The sequence below is a fragment of the Piscinibacter sp. PDB5-1 genome (assembly GCF_056676035.1).
On record NZ_JBWVZL010000002.1, the window covers coordinates 30,493 to 51,707 of the forward strand.

18 protein-coding genes are annotated in these 21,215 nt (G+C 69.0%); 10 read left to right on the top strand and 8 right to left on the bottom strand.

Features of this window, described 5'->3' with window-relative positions:
* Positions 1–106: 106 nt before the first annotated feature.
* Positions 107–1,792 carry a dihydroxy-acid dehydratase gene (gene ilvD / locus AC1KAT_RS07505; protein WP_480324395.1) on the top strand — a complete coding sequence of 562 codons (1,686 nt, stop codon included), beginning with the start codon at positions 107–109 and terminating at the stop codon, positions 1,790–1,792.
* A 142-nt stretch (positions 1,793–1,934) separates the two neighbouring features.
* On the opposite strand, the gene AC1KAT_RS07510 is transcribed toward ilvD, so the two are convergent.
* Positions 1,935–2,189, bottom strand: coding sequence for a TIGR04438 family Trp-rich protein (locus AC1KAT_RS07510; protein WP_480324397.1), 255 nt, complete (start codon positions 2,187–2,189; stop codon positions 1,935–1,937).
* A 127-nt stretch (positions 2,190–2,316) separates the two neighbouring features.
* On the opposite strand from AC1KAT_RS07510, the gene AC1KAT_RS07515 reads away from it, so the two are divergent.
* Complete coding sequence (locus tag AC1KAT_RS07515; protein ID WP_480324399.1) at positions 2,317–2,628, top strand: c-type cytochrome; 312 nt, start codon at positions 2,317–2,319, stop codon at positions 2,626–2,628.
* Positions 2,629–2,703: 75 nt separating this feature from the next.
* Here the strand turns inward: AC1KAT_RS07515 and acs are convergent, their stop codons facing one another.
* A complete protein-coding gene (gene acs, locus AC1KAT_RS07520) occupies positions 2,704–4,689 on the bottom strand; it encodes an acetate--CoA ligase (protein WP_480324401.1) in 1,986 nt (661 codons plus the stop codon).
* Positions 4,690–4,900: 211 nt separating this feature from the next.
* Here acs and AC1KAT_RS07525 point away from each other — a divergent pair, with 211 nt between their 5' ends.
* Positions 4,901–5,506 (top strand): TIGR00645 family protein, encoded by a 606-nt coding sequence (locus AC1KAT_RS07525; RefSeq protein WP_480324403.1) that lies wholly within the window; start codon positions 4,901–4,903, stop codon positions 5,504–5,506.
* A 107-nt stretch (positions 5,507–5,613) separates the two neighbouring features.
* Positions 5,614–7,140 (top strand): fumarate hydratase, encoded by a 1,527-nt coding sequence (locus AC1KAT_RS07530; protein WP_480324405.1) that lies wholly within the window; start codon positions 5,614–5,616, stop codon positions 7,138–7,140.
* Positions 7,141–7,214: 74 nt separating this feature from the next.
* Here AC1KAT_RS07530 and AC1KAT_RS07535 read toward each other — a convergent pair whose 3' ends face one another.
* A complete protein-coding gene (locus AC1KAT_RS07535; protein WP_480324407.1) occupies positions 7,215–9,887 on the bottom strand; it encodes a winged helix-turn-helix domain-containing protein in 2,673 nt (890 codons plus the stop codon).
* Positions 9,888–10,126: 239 nt separating this feature from the next.
* Between AC1KAT_RS07535 and AC1KAT_RS07540 the strand changes: the two genes are divergently transcribed.
* Both AC1KAT_RS07540 and AC1KAT_RS07545 read left to right on the top strand, forming a co-directional pair.
* Positions 10,127–10,864 carry a hemerythrin domain-containing protein gene (locus tag AC1KAT_RS07540; protein WP_480324409.1) on the top strand — a complete coding sequence of 246 codons (738 nt, stop codon included), beginning with the start codon at positions 10,127–10,129 and terminating at the stop codon, positions 10,862–10,864.
* A gap of 30 nt (positions 10,865–10,894) precedes the next feature.
* Entirely contained in the window at positions 10,895–11,809 is a 915-nt protein-coding gene (locus tag AC1KAT_RS07545; protein WP_480324411.1) for a c-type cytochrome, read from the top strand.
* A 24-nt stretch (positions 11,810–11,833) separates the two neighbouring features.
* Here AC1KAT_RS07545 and AC1KAT_RS07550 read toward each other — a convergent pair whose 3' ends face one another.
* Both AC1KAT_RS07550 and AC1KAT_RS07555 read right to left on the bottom strand, forming a co-directional pair.
* Entirely contained in the window at positions 11,834–13,168 is a 1,335-nt protein-coding gene (locus AC1KAT_RS07550) for a mechanosensitive ion channel family protein (RefSeq protein ID WP_480324413.1), read from the bottom strand.
* A 126-nt stretch (positions 13,169–13,294) separates the two neighbouring features.
* Positions 13,295–14,230 carry a histone deacetylase family protein gene (locus AC1KAT_RS07555; protein WP_480324415.1) on the bottom strand — a complete coding sequence of 312 codons (936 nt, stop codon included), beginning with the start codon at positions 14,228–14,230 and terminating at the stop codon, positions 13,295–13,297.
* A gap of 38 nt (positions 14,231–14,268) precedes the next feature.
* On the opposite strand from AC1KAT_RS07555, the gene AC1KAT_RS07560 reads away from it, so the two are divergent.
* Complete coding sequence (locus AC1KAT_RS07560; RefSeq protein ID WP_480324417.1) at positions 14,269–15,195, top strand: AAA family ATPase; 927 nt, start codon at positions 14,269–14,271, stop codon at positions 15,193–15,195.
* 152 nt (positions 15,196–15,347) lie between these two features.
* Entirely contained in the window at positions 15,348–16,286 is a 939-nt protein-coding gene (locus tag AC1KAT_RS07565; RefSeq protein ID WP_480324419.1) for a recombination-associated protein RdgC, read from the top strand.
* A 20-nt stretch (positions 16,287–16,306) separates the two neighbouring features.
* Here AC1KAT_RS07565 and AC1KAT_RS07570 read toward each other — a convergent pair whose 3' ends face one another.
* The 3 genes from AC1KAT_RS07570 to ppk2 all read right to left on the bottom strand — a co-directional run bounded on the left by AC1KAT_RS07570 (position 16,307) and on the right by ppk2 (position 18,005).
* Positions 16,307–16,654 (bottom strand): cupin domain-containing protein, encoded by a 348-nt coding sequence (locus AC1KAT_RS07570; RefSeq protein WP_480326512.1) that lies wholly within the window; start codon positions 16,652–16,654, stop codon positions 16,307–16,309.
* An 80-nt stretch (positions 16,655–16,734) separates the two neighbouring features.
* On the bottom strand, positions 16,735–17,145 hold the full coding sequence (locus AC1KAT_RS07575) for a VOC family protein (RefSeq protein WP_480324421.1): 411 nt from the start codon (positions 17,143–17,145) through the stop codon (positions 16,735–16,737).
* Between the two features lie 20 nt (positions 17,146–17,165).
* Positions 17,166–18,005 (bottom strand): polyphosphate kinase 2, encoded by an 840-nt coding sequence (gene ppk2 / locus AC1KAT_RS07580; RefSeq protein WP_480324423.1) that lies wholly within the window; start codon positions 18,003–18,005, stop codon positions 17,166–17,168.
* A 76-nt stretch (positions 18,006–18,081) separates the two neighbouring features.
* On the opposite strand from ppk2, the gene AC1KAT_RS07585 reads away from it, so the two are divergent.
* Complete coding sequence (locus AC1KAT_RS07585) at positions 18,082–19,098, top strand: DUF58 domain-containing protein (protein WP_480324425.1); 1,017 nt, start codon at positions 18,082–18,084, stop codon at positions 19,096–19,098.
* Positions 19,099–19,103: 5 nt separating this feature from the next.
* On the top strand, positions 19,104–21,164 hold the full coding sequence (locus AC1KAT_RS07590) for a transglutaminase TgpA family protein (RefSeq protein WP_480324427.1): 2,061 nt from the start codon (positions 19,104–19,106) through the stop codon (positions 21,162–21,164).
* Positions 21,165–21,215: the final 51 nt, after the last annotated feature.

Below are 21,215 nucleotides of genomic sequence, written 5' to 3' on the forward strand. Positions count from 1 at the left end.
TATCAATCAACACCCCTGGATATATTGGACACTCGGATTGGCTCGGGGAATACTTCGCGCTCTTTCTTTCACGCCCTTTCGTCCAGCCTTTCCGCCAGGAGCCCCCATGAGCGACATCAACCGCCGATCCAAGAACATCACCGAAGGCGTGGCCCGTGCGCCCAACCGTTCGATGTACTACGCGCTGGGCTACAAAGAAGGCGACTTCAAGAAGCCGATGATCGGCGTGGCGAACGGCCACTCGACCATCACGCCGTGCAACGCCGGTCTGCAGCGCCTGGCCGATGCAGCCGTCGAGGGCGTGAAGGCCGCCGGTGGCAACCCGCAGATCTTCGGCACGCCGACCATCAGCGACGGCATGGCCATGGGCACCGAGGGCATGAAGTACAGCCTGGTGTCGCGTGAAGTCATCGCCGACTGCATCGAGACCTGCGTGGGCGGCCAGTGGATGGACGGCGTCATCACCATCGGCGGCTGCGACAAGAACATGCCGGGCGCCATGATGGGCATGCTGCGCGCCAACGTGCCGGGCATCTTTGTCTACGGCGGCACCATCCTGCCGGGCAAGTACAAGGGCCAAGACCTCAACATCGTCAGCGTGTTCGAAGCGGTCGGCCAGTTCACCGCCGGCAACATGAGCGAAGAAGACTTCTGCCAGATCGAGCGCCGCGCCATCCCCGGCACCGGCTCGTGCGGCGGCATGTACACCGCCAACACGATGAGTTCGGCCTTCGAGGCGCTGGGCATGAGCCTGCCCTTCAGCAGCACCATGGCCAACCCGCACGAAGAGACGACCGTGGGCGCTTCCGCGGCCGCCAAGGCCCTGGTCGAAGCGGTCAAAAAGGACCTGAAGCCGCGCGACATCGTGACGCGCAAGTCCATCGAGAACGCGGTCGCCGTGATCATGGCCACGGGCGGCTCGACCAACGCGGTGCTGCACTTCCTGGCCATCGCCCACGCGGCCGAAGTCGAATGGACCATCGACGACTTCGAGCGCGTGCGCAAGAACGTGCCGGTGCTCTGCGACCTGAAGCCTTCGGGCAAGTACCTCGCGGTCGATCTGCACCAGGCCGGCGGCATTCCGCAGGTGATGAAGATGCTGCTGAAGGCCGGGCTGATCCACGGCGACTGCATGACCATCACCGGCAAGACCGTCGCCGAGAACCTGGCCGACGTGCCCGATGCGCCGCGCGCCGATCAAGACGTGATCCGCCCGATCGACAAGCCGATGTATGCCGAAGGCCACCTGGCCATCCTGAAGGGCAACCTGTCGCCTGACGGCTGCGTGGCCAAGATCACCGGCCTCAAGAACCCGACCATCACCGGGCCGGCGCGCGTGTTCGACGATGAACAATCGGCGCTCGAAGCCATCATGGCCAACAAAATCAAGGCCGGCGACGTGATGGTGCTGCGTTACCTGGGCCCCAAGGGCGGCCCGGGCATGCCCGAGATGCTGGCCCCCACCGGCGCGCTGATCGGCCAAGGCCTGGGCGAATCGGTCGGCCTCATCACCGACGGGCGTTTTTCAGGCGGCACCTGGGGCATGGTGGTCGGCCACGTGTCGCCCGAGGCCTATGCCGGCGGCAACATCGCGCTGGTGCAAGAGGGCGATTCGATCACCATCGACGCCAAGACGCTGACGCTCGACCTGCACGTCGATGAGGCCGAACTGGCCAAGCGTCGTGCCGCCTGGAAGAAGCCCGCCCCGCGCTACACGCGCGGCGTGCTGGCCAAGTTTGCGATGAACGCTTCGGGCGCGGCCACCGGCGCGGTGCTCGACAAGTTCGAGTGACCGCCCCGCGGCCCGGTCACCGGGCCTGCGACGGGCATTGAAAAAGGGCGGCCCCCCGGCCGCCCTTTGCATTTCTTTGCTCGCCTCTTTGCACGCTTGGTTGCGCGCGCAACTTTGCACGCGCTACCGTGCCCAGACTTGTTCAGCGCTTCGGGGTGCGCCGGCCTTTCGGATCCATGCCCAGCGCGTCGAGGTTCTTCTTGCGGCGCTCTTCGCGGCGGTCGTCCATCTTGTCCATCTCGCGGCGCTTGGTGTAGCCGGTCGAATCGGCCCACCACCACCAGATCACCGCCGCCCCAAAAGGCCACAGCACCGCCCACCACGACCACAGCGCCACGGGCCCGAACTCGGCGAGCTTCATCACGATGAACAGACAGCCCAGCACAATGAAATACATGACCAGTTCCTCACGGGAAGCCGCACCCGGCGGCTCGGATTTGGCGTCAACCTGCACGCCTAGAATGCGTTGTAGCCTTGGCGGGGGACTTTAATCCAGCCCGCCGTTCATCGACACGAAGGAAACCATGAAGCTCGTTTTGCCGCTGATTGTTGCCGCAACTTCCCTGCTCGCTGCCCCGACCTTCGCCAACCCGAAGCTCGCACAAGACAAGAGCTGCATGGCCTGCCATGCCGTGGACAAGAAGGTGCTGGGCCCGGCCTTCAAGGACGTGGCCGCCAAATACGCCGGTCAGAAAGACATGGCCGACAAGCTCGCCACCAAGATCCAGAAGGGCGGCGTGGGCGCCTGGGGCAACGTGCCGATGCCGGCCAACCCGCAGGTGTCGGCCGCTGAAGCCAAGCAGCTGGCCACCTGGGTGCTGGGCGGCGCGAAGTAAACCGCCCCTGCCCTTGAACGACGAAGGCCTCGCGATGCGAGGCCTTTTCTTTTGTGCGCCGGACGCCCGGTGGGGTCAGTAGGCTTGCCCCAACTGCTCGAGGATCGCCGGGTTCTCCAACGTGGACGTGTCCTGCGTCACCGCCTCGTTCTTGGCCACCGACCGCAGCAGGCGGCGCATGATCTTGCCGCTGCGGGTCTTGGGCAGGTTGTCGCCGAAGCGGATGTCTTTCGGCTTGGCGATGGGGCCGATCTCTTTGCCGACCCAGTCGCGCAACTGCTTGGCAATGGCCTTGGCCTCGTCGCCGCTCGGGCGCGGGCGCTTGAGCACGACGAAGGCGCAGATCGCCTCGCCGGTGGTGTCGTCGGGGCGGCCCACCACGGCGGCTTCGGCGACGAGTTCGGTGCATGAGACGAGGGCCGATTCGATCTCCATCGTGCCCATGCGGTGGCCGCTGACGTTGAGCACGTCGTCGATGCGGCCGGTGATGGTGAAGTAGCCCGTCTTCTCGTCGCGGATCGCGCCGTCGCCGGCCAGGTAGTACTGGCCCTTGAAGTCTTCGGGGTAGTAGCTCTTCTTGAAGCGCTCGGGGTCGCCGTAGATGGTGCGGATCATCGACGGCCACGGCTTCTTGACGACGAGGATGCCGCCCTGCCCGTTGGGCACGTCTTTGCCGGTTTCATCGACCACGGCGGCCTGGATGCCCGGGAAGGGCAGCGTGCACGAGCCCGGCACCAGCGGCGTCGCGCCGGGCAGCGGGGTGATCATGTGGCCGCCGGTTTCGGTCTGCCAGAAGGTATCGACGATGGGGCAACGGCCGCCGCCCACGTGCTGGTGGTACCACTCCCACGCGGCCGGGTTGATGGGCTCGCCGACCGAACCCAGGATGCGCAGGCTCGACAGGTCGTAGCGCTTCGGGTGCACAGCCTCGTTGCCCTCGGCCGCCTTGATGAGCGAGCGGATCGCGGTGGGCGCGGTGTAGAAGATCGACACCTTGTGGCGCTGGATCATGTCCCAGAAGCGGCCCGCGTTCGGGAAGGTGGGCACGCCCTCGAACACGACCTGCGTGGCCCCGAGCGCGAGCGGGCCGTAGGCGATGTAGGTGTGGCCCGTGACCCAGCCGATGTCGGCGGTGCACCAGAACACATCGGCCGGCTTGAGGTCGAAGGTCCACTTGGTGGTGAGCGCCGCATGCAGCAGGTAGCCACCGCTCGAATGCTGCACGCCCTTGGGCTTGCCGGTCGAGCCCGAGGTGTACAGAAGAAAGAGCGGGTGCTCGGCGCCGACCCATTCGGGCTCGCAGGTGGCGGGCTGCTGGGCCATCAACTCGTGCATCCACAGATCTCGCTTGGCGTCGAAGGCCACGTTGCCGCCGGTGCGCCGGTAGACGACGACGCTCTTGATCGTTTCGCAGCCGCCCATGCCCAGCGCCTCATCGACGATGGCCTTCAGCGGCAGCGACTTGCCGCCGCGCTGCTGCTCGTCGGCGGTAATGACCAGCACGGCGCCGGCGTCGTGGATGCGGTCGCGCAGCGACTGCGCCGAGAAGCCGCCGAACACAACCGAATGCGTGGCGCCGATGCGCGCGCAGGCCTGCATGGCCACCACGCCCTCGACCGACATCGGCATGTAGATGACGACGCGGTCGCCCTTCTTGACACCCTGCGCCTTCAGCGCGTTGGCGAGGCGGCAGGTCTTCTCAAGCAGCTCTTTGTAGGTGACGCGGGTGACGGTGGCGTCGTCGGCCTCGAAGAGGATCGCCACCTTGTCGCCCAGGCCCGCTTCGACCTGCTTGTCGAGGCAGTTGTACGAGACGTTCAGCGTGCCGTCCTCGAACCACTTGAAGAAGGGCGCGTTGCTGCTGTTGAGCGCCACCGTGAAAGGCTTCTTCCAGGTGACGAACTCGCGCGCCAGGCGTGACCAGTAGCCCTCGTAGTCGGCCTCGGCCTCGGCGCACAGGCGCTGGTAGGCCGCCATGCCCGCGACGTGCGCGCTCTCGGCCAGGGCTGCAGGCGGGGCATAGGTGTGCTCGTTGTGCGTGGCGGGGGCGTTGGAACTCATCGCGGTCTCCTTCGTGAAGGGGTCTGGAAATTTTCGCGCACCATAGGCCGGCGCTCTTACGAACGGCTTACTGCAGCACGCACGGGGGCTGCGCGACGAGACCGGCCATCCACACAGGCCTCGCCAGCCGACGCAGCGAAATGGCCGAGCGTCATTCGCGGCCCCGGGGGCGAGCCTAGAATTTCGCCCTTCTCACCCCGCTGGACACCCGATGCCTCTGCCACCCGAGCAACGCGCCGCGCGCTTGCCGCCCTTGCCTGCCTTGATCTTCGCCAGCCGCTGGCTGCAACTGCCACTCTACCTGGGCCTGATCGTGGCCCAGGTGGTCTACGTGTTTCACTTCTGGGTCGAACTGGTCCACCTGATCGAGGCGGTGTTCGGTGACACGCACGCACTCGAACTGCTGGTCAACAGCATCGGCTACAAGAGCACCGCGCCAATCACCTCGCTCAACGAGACCATCATCATGCTGGTGGTGCTGGGCCTGATCGACGTGGTGATGATCTCGAACCTGCTGATCATGGTCATCGTGGGCGGCTATGAAACCTTCGTGTCGCGCCTGGGCCTCGAAGGCCACCCCGACCAACCCGAGTGGCTCAACCACGTGAACGCGTCGGTGCTGAAGGTCAAGCTCGCCACCGCCATCATCGGCATCAGCTCGATCCACCTGCTCAAGACCTTCATCAACGCCGACAACTACACCGAGAAATTCCTGATGTGGCAGACGCTGATCCACGTCGCGTTTCTGTTCTCGGCGCTGGCCATTGCATGGGCCGACCGGGTGATGTCGGGCACGGCCCAATCAGGCAGACACTGACCCCGGGCCCGTGAGACGCGGAGTTTCACCGCGCGCCGCAAGCGCCCCTCGGTAAACTTCGCCCTTCGCGTCGATCAACCTGCGGCCGACCGCGCCGCCCCACCGCCATGCCCACCACCATCCGCCACGCAGACCTCGTCGAGAGCGTCGCCGCAGCCCTGCAGTACATCAGCTACTACCACCCGGCCGACTACATCGCGCACCTGGCGCGGGCGTACCAGACCGAGCAGAGCCCGGCCGCGAAAGACGCGATCGCGCAGATCCTCACCAACTCGAAGATGTGTGCCGAGGGCCGCCGCCCGATCTGCCAGGACACGGGCATCGTCAACGTCTTCCTGAAGATCGGCATGGACGTGCGCTTCGAGGGCTTCCCTGGCAGCATCGAAGACGCCATCAACGAAGGCGTGCGCAAGGGCTACAACGACCCCGAGAACAAGCTGCGCGCGAGCATCGTGGCTGACCCGCACTTCGAGCGCAAGAACACCACCGACAACACGCCCGCCGTCGTGCACATGAGCGTGGTGCCGGGCAACACGGTCGATGTGCAGATTGCCGCCAAGGGCGGCGGCAGCGAGAACAAGAGCAAGTTCGTGATGATGAACCCGAGCGACAGCCTGGTCGATTGGGTGCTGAAGACGGTGCCGACCATGGGCGCCGGCTGGTGCCCGCCGGGCATGCTGGGCATCGGCATCGGCGGCACGGCCGAAAAGGCGATGCTGCTGGCCAAAGAGTCGCTGATGCAGGACATTGACATGTACGAGCTGAAGCAACGCGGCCCGCAGAACAAGGTCGAAGAGCTGCGCATCGAGCTGTGCGACAAGATCAACGCGCTGGGCATCGGCGCGCAGGGCCTGGGCGGCCTGACGACCGTGCTCGACGTGAAGATCGCCACCTACCCGACGCACGCGGCCAGCAAGCCGGTCGCGATGATCCCCAACTGCGCGGCCACGCGGCACGCGCACTTCGTGCTCGACGGCTCGGGCGCGGCCTACCTCACGCCGCCGAGCCTGGACATGTGGCCCGACGTGAAGTGGGCCCCCGACTACAACAAGTCGAAGAAGGTCAACCTCGACACGCTGACGCGCGAAGAAGTGGCCAGCTGGAAGCCGGGCGACACGCTGCTGCTGAGCGGCAAGATGCTCACCGGCCGCGACGCCGCGCACAAGCGCATTCAAGACATGCTGGCCAAGGGCGAGAAGCTGCCAGTCGATTTCACCAACCGCGTCATCTACTACGTGGGCCCGGTGGACCCGGTGCGCGACGAAGTCGTTGGCCCGGCCGGCCCGACCACCGCGACGCGCATGGACAAGTTCACCGAGATGATGCTGGCGCAGACCGGCCTGATCGCGATGATCGGCAAGGCCGAACGCGGGCCGGTGGCCATCGAGGCGATCAAGAAGCACCAGAGCGCCTACCTGATGGCAGTGGGCGGCGCGGCTTACCTGGTCAGCAAGGCCATCAAGCAGTCGAAGGTCGTCGGCTTCGGCGACCTGGGCATGGAGGCGATCTACGAGTTCGAGATCAACGACATGCCGGTGACGGTGGCGGTGGACTCGAAGGGCACCTCGGTGCACGAGACCGGCCCGAAGGAATGGCAGGCGAAGATCGGGAAGATTCCGGTCAGCGCAGGCTGAGGGGCTGCGTGAATGGAAGGGGCCGCGAGGCCCCTTTCGCATTTCTGGGCACGGGCGTCGCGGCCCTTTGAAAGTCAGCCCGCCGAGCGATCCCGCCAGCGTGCCGCCGCTTGCCCGCGCGTGTCCACGCCGAGCTTGCCGAGGATGTTGGCCACGTGGCGCTTGACCGTGTGCGGGCTCAGGTCGAAGGCGCGGGCGATGAGCTTGTTGCTGTCGCCGGCGGCGATGCGTTCGAGCACTTCGCGCTCGCGTTCGCTGAGTTGATCGACCGGGTGCAACGCCGGCCGCCCGGCGCGCGGTGACATGGCGGGTTGCACCGCCCCCCCAGCCGGCCCACGCTGCAACAGGCCGGCCAGGCGCATCAGCAGCCCCTGGTCGTCCATCGACAGGCGGCCGCCCCAATCGGCGCCCGCCAAGCGGCCCAGCACGTCGGGGCCGGCGAGCAGGGCGCCGCCCACTTCGCACGACACGGCCACGGCGTCGAACCAGCGCCGCAGCGTCTTGGCCGCGCTGTCGCGGTCGCCCAGGCGCTGCTGCACATCGGCCAGCATCATCCGTGCCTGCACGGCCGGGTAGAAGAGCGAGCGGTCGATGTCGTGGGCCACCGGCTGCAAGAGCTTCAGGCCTTCTTCGAGCCGGCCTTCGACCAGCGCGACAAAGGCGCGGCTCATGGCGCGGTTGGCGGGTGCGGCCGTCCACTCGAAGGGGTTGGCCGCACGGGCCAGGGCTTCGTCGATGGCGCGCAGCGCGGGCGCGTCTTGCAGGATCCACGCGGCGCGCGCATGCACGAACAAGACCTCGGACTCGTGCACGCGCCGGTGGCTCAGCGGGCTGTGCTGGCGGATGTCGTCCACCAGCTCGCGGGCGACCGCGTGGCTGGCCTCGCCCTGGCCGCACAGCGCATGCACCAGCGTGTTGGCCAAGCGGTTCTCGGTGACCACGAGGCGCGGCATGCCGAGCCAGCGGCAGTCTTCGTCGGCGCGCGCGAGCAGGGTCTTGGCCTCGTCGAGCTGGCCTTGCGACAGCGCGAGCCAGGCGCGCATGTGCAGCACGCCGGCGCGCATCTGCGTCGGTGAATCGCCGCACACCCGCGTGGCGCCGTCGGCAAAACGTTCGAGCAGGGGCCGCATGCCGGGCAGGCCGACGAACACGCAGTGGATCGGAAACTGCAGCCACAGCACGGCGGCGGGCATGCGCTCCAGCGCGTCGAGCATGGCCTCGAACAGGGGCGCGACTTCGTCGGTGCGGGCGTCGGCGAAGGCCGTCCAGGCGCTGGTGAAGTAGACGAAGGCGGTGGCCGCGTCGTCGAGCGGCAACTGGCGCAGCCGGGCCAGCTCGTCAGACGCCTCGCGCAGCCCGCCGGCGTGGATCAGCCCCGAGCACACGTTGGCGCGCGTGAGGGCGGCGTCGCGCTCGCGGCCGCAGGCGGCGTAGCCCTCGGCGGCACGGCGCATGGACACCAGCAGCGTGTCCCAGTCGAAGCGCGGCCACGCGGCGAGCCCGCGCACCAGGTGCAGGTCGGGCCGGCGTGCGAACTCGGACTCGGGAAAGAGCGCGAGCATCTGGTCGAGCAGCGCGCCGGCGCCGATGCTCAGGTGCTCTTGCGCGCGGCTGGCGAGCAGTTGCGTGGCCTCGGCCCAAGCCCCGGCGCGCGCCAGGTAGCCCATCGCGCGGGCGAGGTCGGGCTCGTGTTCGGCGGCGCGGCTCAGCAGGCCGGGCAGCAGCTCGGGGTGGTCGCGCTGCAGGCGGTCTTCGAGAAAGTCGCGGAAGAGGTCGTGCAGGCGCAGCGTCAGCTCGTCGGCATCGACCACGCTGACGAAAAGGCCGCGCCGTTCGACCTCGCCGAGCAGTCGCGCGGCCTGCGGCATGCCGCTCACGAAGGCGCAGCGCGCGGCGCTCAGCTCGGGCAGCACGGCGCAGCGCAAGAGAAAGTCGCGCAGCTCGTCGGGCATGTCGGCCAGCACCTCGGCGGCGAGGTAGTCGAACAGGTGGCGCTGCGTGCGCGAGCCGGCATCGTGCGCCGCCCCGCCCGGCCGCACCGACAGGCTCAGTCGCAGCCCGGCGGCCCAGCCGTCGGTGCGGTCGAGCAGCTCGCGCGGCGAGGCGTGGGTGTCGTGCGCCGCGAGCAGCGACGAGACCTCGGCCTCGCTGAAGCGCAGGTCGTACTGGCGAAACTCGGCGAGGTCGCCCGCCGCGCGCAGGCGCGCCAAGGGCAGCGGGGGTTCGACGCGGCTGGCGATGGCGAGGCCCCAGTGCGCGGGCAGGCGCGGCAGCGTGAGCGCGATCAGCTCGAAGACGCGCGGGTCGTTGATGCGGTGGGCGTCGTCCAGCACGATCAGCCCGCGTTCGACTTCGGCCGCGGCCAGGGCGTTGACCAGTTCGCCGGCCACGTTCGACAGGCCGCCCTCGCCTTCGGCCAGCGTCGCCAGCGCGTCGGGGGCCACGCGCCAGGGCAGGTCGTGCGCGTCGAGCGCAGCCGTCAGGCACGACAGAAAGCGCTGCAGGCGGTCGTCTTCGTCGGCCGAGACCCAGGCCAGCGCCCAGCCGGCCGGTAGGCGCTGGATCTGCCTTGTGAGCGCCGCCGTCTTGCCGTAGCCAGCGGGCGCCAGCAGCAGCGTGAGCGGCAGGTGGGCGAGCGCGGCGCCGAGCGCGTGCTCGAGCACCGGGCGTTCGACCAGCCCGGCACGCGGTCGGGGCGGCTGGATCTTGGCGAGGGCGAACGGGGACGGCGAAACCGGCGGCGGCATCCCGCGATTTTGCCGAAGGGTCGGCGCCCCGCCGGGTGACTTTGGGCCCTCGCCGCATGCCGCGAGTCCCGCGTCGCCCGGCACCCCCGATCGGGGGACGCCCCTCCGGGTTGGCCCGCCGCCGACCGGGCCAATGGCTCTTGTGGCCGATGTGGGCCACCCGCCATCACGGAACACTGCCAACCCATGCCGCGGCCCCAGGGGCCCGCACCCTTTCCAACCCCTTTCAAGGACACCCGATGAACACCACCACGCAAGAACGCCCCGCCGCCGCCACGCCGGCCACCGACGCCCCGCGCTTCGACATGTACGTGCCCATCCACAAGGCGCTGCGCGCCTTCATGAACGACACGCTCGCCCGCGTGGGCTGGCTCGACGTGTACGACGCCGACGACATGGCGCGCACGCTCGGCCAACTCGACGCGCTGCTCACGCTGTGTGAAAAGCACATCCAGCACGAGAACGACTTCGTGCACAGCGCGATCGACGCACGCCGTGCCAACGGGGCCCAGCGCACCGCCGACGACCACGCCGAACACGGCATGGCGATCCGCGCGCTGCGGCAAGAAGTGGCCACGCTGCGCATCACCGCCCCCGGCGAACGCATGCCACTCTCGCTGCGCCTGTACCGCCACCTCGCGCTCTTCGTGGCCGAGAACTTCCAGCACATGCACATCGAAGAAACGGCCAACAACGCGGCGCTGTGGTCGCTGTACACCGACGAAGAGCTGCACGCCCTGCATGACCGCCTGCTCGCGAGCATCCCGCCCGAAGAGCATCTGCAGATCGCCCGCTGGATGGTGCCGGCGCTGAGCCCGGTCGAACGCGCGGGCATGCTCGGCGCCATCCGCGCGACCACGCCGCCCGAGGCCTTCATGGGCCTGATCGACACCATCCGCCCGCACCTCGACGCAAGCGCCTGGGAAAAGCTCGCCCGCGACCTCGGCCTGCCCGTGCGCGGCCCGAAGTTCGCCTGATCGCCTTGCCGCTTGGACCGGAACCCACCCATGAAGACATGGCTCACCCGCGCGGGCGTCGTCCTGCTCGTGCTCCTCGCGCTCGGCGCCGTGGCGCTGCTGATTGCCGCGCACCTGGGCGAACGCAAGATGCTGCGCCGCATCGACATCGACCTGCCCCCGCTGGCCACCGCCGGCCACCCCAGCACCGACAGCGCCCTGGCGCGGGGGCGCTACCTGTTCATGTCGCGCGGCTGCACCGAATGCCACGGCACCGACGGCGCGGGCCGCGAGGTTGTCAATGACGGCAAGGGCATGCTCGTGCGCGGGCCCAACATCACGGGCGGCCGCAACAGCGTGGTCACGGGCTACACCGCGCAAGACTGGCAGCGCACCGTGCGCCACGGCGTCGCGCCCACGGGCCGGCCGCTGATCATCATGCCCAGCGAAGACTACGCACGCTGGACCGATGCCGACCTCAACGCACTGATCGCCTACATGCAGCAAATGCCGGCCGTCGATGGCGAGCCACCGCGCATCCAGCTGCCGATGCCGGTGAAGGCCTTGTATGGCCTCGGGGTGATCCGCGACGCGGCCGAGAAGATCGACCACCGCCTGCCGCCCCCGGCGCCAGTGCCCGAAACGGTGAGTGCCGCCCACGGCGCCTACGTGGCGCAGTCATGCATCGGCTGCCACGGCGAGCACCTGTCGGGCGGCAAGATTCCGGGCGCACCGCCGGCGTGGCCGGCCGCCGCGAACCTGACCCCAGGTGACGGCAGCGCGATGCCCGCTTACACCAACGCCGACGCCTTCGTCGCGATGATGCGCAGCGGCAAGCGCCCCGATGGCAGCGCCGTCAGCCCGGTGATGCCCTTCCTGGCGCTGAAAGAGATGAACGACACCGACCTGCGCGCGCTGTACGTCCACCTGCAGCAGGTGCCGGCGCGTGCAGCCGGCGGGCGCTGAACCTTCAAGCGCAGGCGGCGGTGTTCAAACGCCGCTGTCGCCACCCTCGCGTGAGCCCAGGCCTTCGACCACGATGCGCTGCTGCGACGGGAACTCCACGTTCTGCGCGGTCAGCGCGTCCAGCACCGCCAGGTTGACCTGCGACTTCACCAGGTCTTGCTGGTTGTTGGGGTCGGTCAGCCAGTACTTCACCACCAGCTCCATGCCGCCCGGCACGAAGCCCGTGAGCTGGATGAAGGGCGCGGGGTCTTGCAGCACCCGCGAGATGCCCGCGAGGGCTTCTTCGAGCCGCGTCTGCAGGGCCCGCACGTCGGTGCCGTGCGCGACCTGCACGTTCAGGCTGATCTGCACACGCGACTCGGCCGTCACCAACGAAGCGTTCTCGACCACCTGAGTGATCAGCATCTCGTTGGGCACGATGGCCTCGCGCCCGCTGGTCGCGCGGATCACCGTGTAGCGCGTGCGGATGTCGGTGATGCGGCCTTCGAAGCCGTTGACCTTCACCACGTCGCCGATGCGCAGCGAACGCTCGGCGAGGATCACGAAGCCGCTGACGTAGTTGGCCGCGATCTTCTGCAAGCCGAAACCCAGGCCCACGCCGAGTGCACCGCCCAGCACGCTCAGCGCCGTGAGGTTGATGCCCACCGCCGACATGGCGAACAAGAGGCCCAGGAAGAGCAGCAGCGCCCGCACCACGTTGGCGACCATCTTGCGCACCGAGAGGTCGTTGCCCGATCCCTTGATGATCTTCTTCTCGATGGCGGCCGACACCCACAGCGCGAACATCATCACGATGGCCGCGGTGACCGTGCCTTCGATGATGGTGCGCAGCGACACCAGGTTGCCGCCGAGCTGCCACTTCACGTCGTCGAGCTCGGCCATCACGGCCGGGCCGAGGCCGGTGATCCACAGCACGACGGCGATCCACGCCAGCCACGAGACGGTGCGTTCGAGCGCCCGCGACCACGAGGCGTTGGGGAAGGCCACGGTGAGCACGCGCACGGTGAGGCGGATCACCGCCAGCGAGGTCAGGATCGGGATGGCCAGCTTGAACACCGCCACCTTCACCGCACCGGCGAGCAGGTAGCGCGCGACCCACGCGAACACCAGCGCCAGCGCCGGAAACAGCACCCCGTCGATCACGCGGCGGCCGAACAGCACCGAGACGCCATCACCGACGGGGCCGGTGCCTGCGGCCCCGTCGCCCTTCACCACCCGCCGGCCGATGGCGCACACCAGCCACGACAGCAGCAGGCAGCCCGCCAGCACCGCCGCTTCGGTGAGGGCGGCGCGGCTGGTCAGGGCGTCCAGCAGTTCAAGGAGGTCGTGTGCGATGTTGTCGGGGGTGCTGGCGGACATGTCTTCTCTCAGGACACTGCAGGAGCGGGGCTGGAACGCAAGGTGGAAACGCGAGCTGGCGGCGAACAACCCGCGATCATGCCTCGGCTGCCGCGGCCCGTTCACGCGGGGCCTGGGCCCCGTCGCTCAAGCGCCGCTCAGAACGCGCAGGTGTGCCACGACGCTGCGGCCCAGCGCGCTGAGCGCGTAGCCGCCTTCCAGGCACGAGACGATGCGCCCCTTGGCGTGCGTGGCGGCCACCTCTTTCAGGCGCAGGGTGATCCACTCGTAGTCGGCCTCGACCAGGCCGAGTTGCGCGAGGTCGTCTTCGCGGTGGGCATCGAAGCCGGCCGAGATGAACAGCATCTGCGGCTTGAACGCATGCAGGCGCGGCAGCCACATCGTTTCGACCAGTTCACGCACTGCCAGCCCGCGCGTGTAGGGCGGCACCGGCACGTTGAGCATGTTGCCGGCCTTGGGCTCTTCGCCACTGCCGGGGTAGCACGGGCTCTGGAAGAAACTGACCATCAGCATGCGGTCGTCGCCCGCGATGATGTCTTCGGTGCCGTTGCCGTGGTGCACGTCGAAATCGACGATGGCCACGCGCTTGAGGCCATGCACGTCGAGCGCGCGGCGGGCCGCGACGGCCACGTTGTTGAAGAAGCAGAAGCCCATGGCCTCGTCACGCGTGGCGTGGTGGCCGGGCGGGCGCACAGCGCAGAAGGCGTTGTCCACCTCGCCTGAGATCACCGCGTCGGTGGCGGCCACGGCCGCGCCGGCAGCGCGCTGCGCGGCACGCCAGGTGCCGGGGCTGGCATAGGTGTCGGGGTCGATGCCACGGCGCTCGCCCGAGGCTTCGACGCGCACCAACAGGTCTTTCATATTTGCCACGTACGCAGCGGTGTGGGCCAGGGTCAGCGCGGCTGCATCGACCAGCGGCGCCTCGCGCATTTCGAGTGCGGGGGCCAGGCCGCTTGAGATCAACTGGTCATGGATGGCATCGAGCCGCTGCGGGCATTCGGGGTGCCCATCGCCCATGTCGTGGCGGCGGCAATCGGGGTGGCTGAAGAAGGCGGTGGCCATGTGAAATCGCGCGCCGTGTTTGGGTTATGGTGTTTCACATGAGCCAAGCCTTGCACCAACAACTGACCCGACTCATTGATCAGATTAGCACGATCATCGTGGGCAAACGCCCGCAAATCCGCGACAGCGTGGCCTGCCTTCTGGCCGGTGGCCACCTGCTGATCGAAGACGTGCCGGGCGTTGGCAAGACCACGCTGGCCCACGCGCTCGCCGTGTCTCTGGGGCTGCGGTTTGCGCGCACCCAATTTACGGCCGACCTGATGCCAGCCGACTTGATCGGCGTCAGCGTCTACGAACGCAGCAAGGAAAGTTTCGTCTTCCACCCCGGGCCGGTGTTCGCGCAGGTGCTGCTGGCCGACGAGATCAACCGCGCCGGCCCCAAGACCCAGAGCGCGCTGCTCGAAGCGATGGAAGAACACCAGGTCACGATCGACGGTGAAACCCGGCCGCTGCCCAAGCCCTTCTTCGTGATCGCCACGCAGAACCCGACCGACCAACTGGGCACCTACCCGCTGCCCGAGTCGCAGCTCGACCGCTTTCTGATGTGCCTGACCCTCGGCTACCCCGACCGCGCCAGCGAACGTGCGCTGCTGGCCGGGGTGGACCGGCGCGAGGCCGTGCACGCGCTGCCGGCGGTGATGTCGCCCGAAGAGTTGATCGCGGCCCAGCGCGAGGTGCTGAAGGTGCACGCCTCGGAAGCGCTGCTCGACTACCTGCAGGCGCTGATCGCCGCCACCCGCAGCGGGGCCTGGTTCGTCGATGGCCTGAGCCCGCGTGCCGGCATCGCGGTGCTGCGCGCGGCCAAGGCCTTTGCCTTGCTCGACCAGCGCGATTACGTGGCGCCCGACGACATCCAGGCCATCCTGCCGCAGGCCATTGCGCACCGCCTGGTGCCGGTGGCCGGTGCCGGGCGCGGCGCCAAAGAGCAGGTGCGCGCGATGATCGAATCCATCGGCGTGGCCTGATCGCAAACCCGCCGCACCCCTTGCCGCACCCCGCGGCGGGGCCTCACGTGACGGATCGCACGAAGCCCCTCCGCAGCCCCCGGGCAATGGGCCGCGCTCCGTAGAATCCGCCCCCTTCCGCTCGACCACCACCCCACCGCTCGCCTCCCACCATGTTCAAGTCCGCCCTGCTCTTTCGCATCACCCAATGGGACCCGGCCGCGCGCGCCAGCCTCGAAGACCGCCTCTCGACGGCGCGCTTCGCCGAGTGCGGGGCCACGCAGCCCGAGTCGGCCGGCTGGGTGGAGCCGCGCGGCGAGAAGCACGCCGCGCTGGCCGAGATCGTCGGCGGCCACCTGATCCTGCGGCTGTGCGTCGAGCGCAAGGCAGTGCCGGGCTCGGTCATCAAGACGCAGCTGGAGGCACGGCTCGACAAGGTCGAGGCCGAAACCGGCCGCCGCCCCAAGGGCAAGATCGCCAAAGAGCTGAAAGAAGAGATCGTGCAGGACCTGCTGCCGCGCGCCTTTCCCAAGCGGTCGAGCATCCTGGTGTGGATCGACCCGCACGCGGGCTGGGTGGTGGTCAACGGCAGCAGCTACAAGAGCGCCGACCGCGTGATCACGCTGCTGGTCGAGGCGCTTGGCGGTGGCATCGTGCTGCGCCCGGTGAACACGCAAACGTCACCGGCCATCGCGATGGCCGAATGGCTGTCGAGCAAAGAGGCGCCGGCCGGCTTCAGCATCGACCGCGAGTGCGAGCTGAAGCAGCCCGACAGCGACAAATCGACGGTGCGCTACGCGCGCCACGTGCTCGACATCGACGAGGTCGGTGAACACATCAAGCAAGGCAAGCTGCCCACCCAACTGGCGCTCACCTGGGCCGGGCGCGTGTCGTTCGTGCTGAGTGAATCGCTCGCGTTGAAGAAGATCAAGCTGCTCGACGTGGTGCTCGAAGGCGCACCGCAAAGGGCCGACAACGGCTTCGATGCCGACGTGGCCATCACCACCGGCGAACTGAGCCAGCTCATCCCCGACCTGATGGCGGCACTCGGCGGCGAGTTGCCGCTGGACCAGCCGCTGCCCGCCCCGCAGGCCGAACCCCTCGCGGCCTGAGCGACGCCCGCTCGGCGGGTTCACGCCTTGCGCACGTAGGGCTCGACCCGGTCCTGCTCGGCCGGATGGTTGCGTGCCACCACGGCCCGCGCCGGCGCGGTGTCGCTCAGGTTGATGGCCTCGTGCGGCACACCCGGCGGCACGAAGAGAAAGTCGCCCGCTTGGCTCACGACCTCGTGTTCGAGCCTGACGCCCCAACGCGTGAGCACCCGGCCTTCGAGCACGTAGATGCCGGTTTCATGGCCCACGTGCACATGCGGCTCCGCTCGTGCGCCAGGGGGTATGACCACGAGGTGCATCGACAAGCCCGTGGCCCCGACCGTCTGACCCGAGATGCCCACGAAGTACGGCAGACGCTGGCGCGTCATGACCTCGGCCTCGGGCCGCAGGCCTTGCACCCGGGGCTGCACGCCTTCGCCACGCGGGGCGTCGCGTTCTGGATCGCGGCTCATGCCGGCGACTCCACCGGTGGCGCGGCATGGCAGACCACGCACAGCTTGTTGCCGTCCGGGTCGCGCACGTACGCCCCGAAGTAGTTCGCGTGGTACTCGGGCCGCAGGCCGGGTGGGCCCTCGCAGCGGCCACCGTGCGCCAGCGCCACGCGGTAGGCGGCCTCGACCCGCGCGTGACTGTCCGCCTGAAACGCGACCATCTGGCCGTTGCCCGGCGCGTGCGGCTGGCCGTCGTGCGGACGGCCGATCAGGAAGAGCGGCCGGGGGCCGCCGGGGGTCTGCCAGCCCGCCCAGGGCCGGGTGCGATCGACGAAGCGCGGCTCGATGCCCAGCACCGCCATCAGCGGTTCGTAGAAGGCCAGGGCCCGGTCGAAGTCACCGACACCGATGAAGACGTGCGAGAACATGGCACCCCCTTTTCCACGGGTCAAAGTTTCAAGGATGGAATCGGCTTGACCGGGCCGTTGAAGCGCTCGCTCTTCGGTTCGCCCGCCAAAGCCGGAAAGTCGAGCACCTCAGCCGGCACGTGCGTGTCGGGCAGGCGGTCGAGCAGGTGGCGGATCAGCGTGAGCCGACCCAGTCGCTGGTCGTTGAACTCGACGATGGTCCACGGCGCGTGCGGCGTGTGGGTGGCCTGCATCATCGTGTCGCGGGCCCGGCCATAGTCGTCATACTTGGCACGCGCCTGCAGGTCGATGGGCGACAGCTTCCAGCGCTTGAGCGGGTCGTCGAGACGCTCCTGGAAGCGCTTTTCCTGCTGCGCTTGGTCCACCGACAGCCAGTACTTGAAGAGCAGGATGCCGTCGTCCACCAGCAGCTTCTCGAAGGCCGGCGCCTGCTGCAAAAAGGCCTTCACCTGCGCGTCGGTCGCAAAGCCCATCACCTGTTCGACGCCCGCGCGGTTGTACCAACTGCGGTCGAACAGGACGATCTCGCCGGCCGCCGGCAGGTGCGGCACATAGCGCTGGAAGTACCACTGGCTGCGCTCGCGCTCGCTCGGTTTGGCCAGCGCCACGGTGTGGCACTGGCGCGGGCTCAGCGTGTCGGTGATCGCCGCGATGACGCCGCCCTTGCCGGCGGTGTCGCGCCCCTCGATGACCACCGCGATGCGCGCGCCGGTCTTCTGTGCCCAGCGCGCCATGGCATTCAGTTCGACCTGCAGGGGCTCCAGCGCATCGGCGTATTCGGCCTTGCCGAGTTTGCCGTTCTTGCCGTTCTTTCCAGACGGGGATCCAGACGGGGATGCGGATTTCTTGTCGTCGGCCATGGCTTGTCTTTCGTGCTGAACGTTCGTGCTGAACCTGCGTTCTCAGCGCCGCAGCATAGGCGCTTGCCGACTTACCATGCGCCCCATGCCCAGCCTGACGCTGCCCCGCCCGTCGTGGCCCCATCCGATCGCGGCGCTGCGCCGCCGCCTGCGCGCATGGTGGCAGGCTCGCCTGCCCCGCACCGACACGTTGCTGCTCACGCAACGCAACGTGTACATCCTGCCCACGCGGGCGGGGTGGATGTTCGGCGCGACGCTGCTGGTGCTGCTGGTCGCGTCGATCAACTACCAGCTGAGCCTCGGCTACGTGCTGACCTTTCTGCTGGCCGGCAGCGGCGCGGTGTCGATGCATCTCACGCACGGCACGCTGCGGGGCCTCACGCTGCACCTGCGTCCGCCCACGGGGGTGTTCGCGGGTGACGCAGCGCCGCTTGACGTCAGCCTCAGCGGCACCGGCCGCGCGCGCTTCGGCATCGGCCTGCGCGTCGAAGCCGGGCCTGACGCCCAGCTCGCGTGGACCGACGTGCCGGCCGGCGGCCAGGCCACGGCGCAGGTGAGCTTCGTGCCCGAGCGGCGCGGCCGCCACGAGGTGCCGATGCTGAGCGTCGAGACACGCTTTCCGCTCGGCCTCTTTCGGGCCTGGGCCGTGTGGCGGCCGGCGGCGCTGGTGCTGGTCTACCCGCAACCCGAACGCCCCGCGGCCCCGCTGCCCGCCGCACAAGGCGTGGCCGGCGGCCCGACACCCCAGCGCAGCGCGCAGGGCGGCGAGACCGAAGGCGTGCGCGGCTACCGGCGCGGCGACCCCTTGAAACTCGTGCTCTGGAAGAAAGCCGCGCGCAGCCTCGAAGCCGGCGGCGACCTCGTCAGCCGCGACACCACCAGCTCGGTGCAGCAAGAGCTGTGGCTCGACTGGCACCAGTGCGGCGCCGCGCTCGCCCCCGAAGACCGGCTCTCGCGCCTGACCGCCTGGGTGCTGGCCGCCGACCGTGCCGGCATCGACAGCGGCCTGCGCCTGCCCGGGGTCGAACTGCGGCCCGAGCAGGGCGACGCGCACCGGCTGCGCTGCCTCGAAACCCTGGCGCTGTGGGCGTGACGACGATGAAGGCCGCGACAACCTCTCCCGCCACCGCCCAGACCCCGTGGCTGCCCCGCTGGCCGGGCTGGCGCCACCTGCCGCGCGACGCGCGCGACACGCTGTTTCTGCTGGGTGTGATCGGTTGGACCGTGCTGCCGCATGTGGGCAACCTGCCGCTGTGGTGCACGGCGCTGACGGCGGGCGTGCTGCTGTGGCGCGCACGGCTCGCGGTGGCCAATGCGCCGCTGCCGGGCCGCTGGGCGCTGGCGGCGGTGCTCGCGGTGGCCTTGCTGCTCACGGCGTGGTCGTACAAGACGCTGCTGGGCAAGGCCCCCGGCGTGACGCTCGCCGTGGTGCTGATGGCGCTGAAGACGCTGGAGTTGCGCGCGCGGCGCGACGCCTTCGTGGTGTTCTTCCTCGGCTTCTTCCTGATCCTCACGCACTTTCTGTACTCGCAGTCGCTGCTGGTCGCCGCCGCGATGCTGGTGTCGGTGTGGGGCCTGTTGACGGCGCTGGTGCTGGCGCACATGCCGGTCGGCCAACCCAGCCTGAAGCTCGCCAGCGGCCTGGCCGTGCGCACCGCGCTGCTGGGGGCGCCGTTGATGGCGCTGCTGTTCGTGCTCTTTCCGCGCATGGGGCCGCTGTGGGGCGTGCCGTCGGACGCGATGGCCGGCACCGGGCTGTCGAACAGCATGCGCTTCGGCTCGGTGTCCGAGATTGCGCTCGACGACAGCGTGGCCATGCGCATCCGCTTTCTCGACGGCGTGCCGCCACCGCAGGCGCGCTATTTCCGCGGGCCGGTGCTGTCGTACTTCGACGGGCGTGAGTGGCAACCGGGCATCGGGCAGATGGGCCCCTTGGAAGACGTGCGCCCGCTCGGCCGGCCGATGCGCTACGAGGTCACCCTGGAGCCCCAGCGCATCGGCACCCTGCCCTTGCTGGAGCTGACCACCGCCGTGCCCGAGCAAGAGGGGCTGCGCCTGCGGCAACGCGCCGACTTGGTCTGGTCGGCGCAGCGGCCCGTCATCGAGCGCCTGCGTTTCACGGCGACAGCGCACCTCGCGTTCGAGCACGGCCCGCTCACCTTGCCGACCCAGGCCTTTCGTGAGTACCTCAGCCTGCCGCCAGGCCACGCACCGCGCGCCCGCGCCTGGGCCCAGGCATTGAAAGCCGAACCGCGCCTGGCCGGGGCCGACGCGACCCAGCTCGCGCAAGAACTGATGCGCCAGGTGCGCCATGCCGGCTTCAGCTACACCCTGTCGCCGGGCCTCTATGGTGAAGCCGACCCGCGCACCGCCATCGACGAGTTCTGGCTCGATCGCAAAGAGGGCTTCTGCGAACACTTCGCCACCGCCTTCGTGGTGCTGATGCGCTCGATGAACGTGCCGGCGCGCATCGTCACCGGCTACCAGGGCACCGACCCCGAGCCGGTGGACGGCTTCTACGTCGTGCGCAACAGCTCGGCCCACGCCTGGGCCGAGTACTGGCAAGAAGGCCGGGGCTGGCTGCGCGCCGACCCGACGGCCGCCGTGGCGCCCGACCGCATCGACCGCAGCCGCAACCTGGTGCCGCCACGCGGGGTGATTGCCGGGGCCATCGACAACGTCAACCCGCAACTGCTGGCCTCGATGCGCGAGGCCTGGGAGTCGGTCAACAACCGCTGGAACCAGTGGGTGCTCAACTACTCGCGCGGCCAGCAGCTCGACCTGCTGAAGTCGCTGGGCTACCAGTCCCCCAGCTGGGAAGACGTCGCGCTCTTGCTGGTGACCGTCTTGAGCACGCTGGCCCTGGCCGGCGCGAGCTGGGCCTGGTGGGACCGCCACCGCCAAGACCCCTGGCAGCGCCAGGCGCAGGCGGTGCGACGCGGCCTGCGCGCGCTCGGAATGGCGGCCGAAGCCCACAGCCCGCCGCGCCAGTTGGCCGCCCAGGTGCGCGAGCGTTTCGGCGCCCGGGGCGAAGCGCTCGCCGGCCTGCTCGACGCCCTCGACCGCCAGCGTTATGGCCGCGACGCAGCCACGCGGCCGTCGCGCTTGTGGTGGCGTTCGGCGCGCAGTGAGCTGCGAGCCCTCAAGGCCTCGCGTTGAGCCGCCAACCGCCGAACAGGGACGACGCGCCCAGGGGCTTGAACGACCTCG